The sequence below is a fragment of the Pseudaeromonas pectinilytica genome, assembly GCF_054780855.1.
Window position 1 is genome coordinate 1 of the sequence record NZ_BAAGVN010000086.1, and the last position, 2,344, is coordinate 2,344.

Below are 2,344 nucleotides of genomic sequence, written 5' to 3' on the forward strand. Positions count from 1 at the left end.
ATTGATGGTGATTTCCCTGGACAAAGTAGTTGTCTCGCTTGTGTTTTGGTTTGCTGTCTTAGCTGCAGTGGATGCCTTCGCGGCTGGATTTGAAGCTGCTGCTTTCTTGGCCTCAGCCACCTCTTGAGCGGCGGCGGCTTGTTCGGCTTTGATGGTGGCCATCTTCTTCTGATGCAGTTCTTCCGCTAGGCGTAGGGCTTCTTTGTAGCTGGCAACTGCATCGGCATTGCCTGCAGCGCGCGCGGTTTCCAGACTGGCTTGGAGTGATGCAACTTGCTCGTCATAGCGCCGCCGTTCGATGGCGTCATAGTTCTCAGAGAGTTGGTCCAGTTCGTCGCGTAAATTGCTGACCGTGGATGCGGCCGAGTCGGCCAACTCATTCATCTTCTGCTTGGCACTATCGATGGCGGCTCGGAACGAAGAGAGGGTTTGGTCATCGAGCATGTACGCANGACGCGTTTCATCTGCCCCAGGATTTGCAAGTTGTTTTCCTGGGCCAGCTTTTGTTTGAGGACAAACGGCGACCACCACTCTGTGGATAGGTCATTTGATTTGAGCATGTAGTTGTAGCTCGACTCCCAGATCTCCTGGGCTTCGGCCATCTTGGTATTGATGTCATCCAGGCTGAGACCTGCAACCTCAGACGATTTCATCATCACATCGGCAAACGTCAGTTGGCCGGATGAGGCTTGGCGGGTGTGCTCCTGGAGCTTCTTCATGCCTTCGGATTGTTTCTCAAGACTCTCCCAAGCACGACCAAATGAATGACTGACTTTCTCAGCACTCCCGCTGGCTGCGTTTGTACTGTTACTCAGCGTGTCTAGCGCCCCTGCAGTGATCAGGGCTTCCTTACCGGTCGTGTTTACAGCGGTTTCCAGCGCCTGGAGTTCCTTGCTTAAACCCAGCGAGGCAGCAGTAGCAGACAACGAACCATCGGCATGGCGGTCATTGGCCTTGGCTGATGTCAGTTCAGCCTCGGCGTACTTGAGGAACGCCTCTTTGACCTGCTCCAACGGTTGAGCACCAGATTGGATAGTCTGAAATGACGCTTTGAGCTTGGCGGCCTGTTCTTCTAACGCCTTGGCTGACTGCATGCCGAAATCGGAATAGGCCTTGGTCATGTCATCGGCGGCATCTGCATTTTTTTGGGATGCCTTGGTGGTCTTATCTATCTCTGCATTCAGCTTGCCCACTTGCTGACGGTGCTGCTCCGCGCCAATCTCGCCTTTCTTATAGGCCTCTTCGACGGCGGCCTTCTGGGCTTTGAGTGCAGCAGAATAAGCCGTCGCACCGGCCACCGATTCAGTCGCCATCTTCTTAGCAGCTGCAGTCGCTTGAGCCAGCGAATCGATGTACGGCTGGCCAACGAGCTTTCCTTGAGCATGCAGCAAGGCCATTTTCTCGGAGAGAGCATCCAGTTCTGCCTTGTTCTTGGCGCTCTCGAATGCCTTTCCCAGATATCCCTGGATCGCTACTGCATTGACACTGCTGGCCTTAGTCATGACGTCTAAACCAGATACGTACTCGGTCACGACCTTGCCAACCTTGCCAGAGATCTGATCTAAATCCAGCTTGGCCTTGCTGAACACATCATCGAGACCTGCATCTGCAAGGCGTTTCGTGGTCTCGGCTGCAGCGGCCACATCAGCGGTGTAATCAGTCAGCGACTTGGATGCTTGTGTCAGAGCTGCTTGTTGGCCAGCTTCGAATGAAGTGAATCCATCACGCATCGCCGCGACCGCAGTTAGAGTTTTGTTCTTCTGCTCTTCAGTTAACTGGCCCGTTTTTTCCAGGGCGGCATTTTGCTGTAGCTGACCAACTAGGTAACCTTTTAGGCCGTTTAAACGCTGTTCATACGCTGCTTGTTCAGTGGCTGAAAGGTACTTCACTTGGTCAGCGGTGAGGATTTTCAAGTCTTTGTATTGGGCGTTCTGAGCAATCAGCTCAGCACCCTGACGCAGTAGCTGGTCATTGAGCTGACGTTCTTTCTCAGCGATACGATTCTTAATCTCCTGACCTTCGGTCAGATCAAAGATGGCCTTGCGGATCTCCTGAATGCCATAGCCTGCTGCCACTCCCGCTGCTATTGCTAGAGTAAATACATTTACCCTGGCAATTAGCTTGTCAAACGAGCTGGCTAATTTTCCAGTGCCAGCTGCAGCTGCTCCCGCCGCAACAGTACCAGTGCGCAGCAAGGCAGGGATGAGCTCAACAACCAATACTCTGGCGGCCGACTGAACCCCACTGATAAATTGGGTGAACTTGAATGCAGCAAAAGCTATAGCTGCGGTTTTTAATGCACCGCTCCATTCATAGCAAGTCTCGATAAAGGTTTTGATGACAT

1 protein-coding gene is annotated in these 2,344 nt (G+C 52.8%); it reads right to left on the reverse strand.

Annotated features, from left to right (window positions below):
* Positions 1-384, reverse strand: a 384-nt coding sequence (locus tag ACYVG7_RS06400) for a hypothetical protein (protein WP_460882383.1), incomplete at its 3' end; no start/stop codon positions are given.
* Between the last annotated feature and the right edge of the window lie 1,960 nt (positions 385-2,344).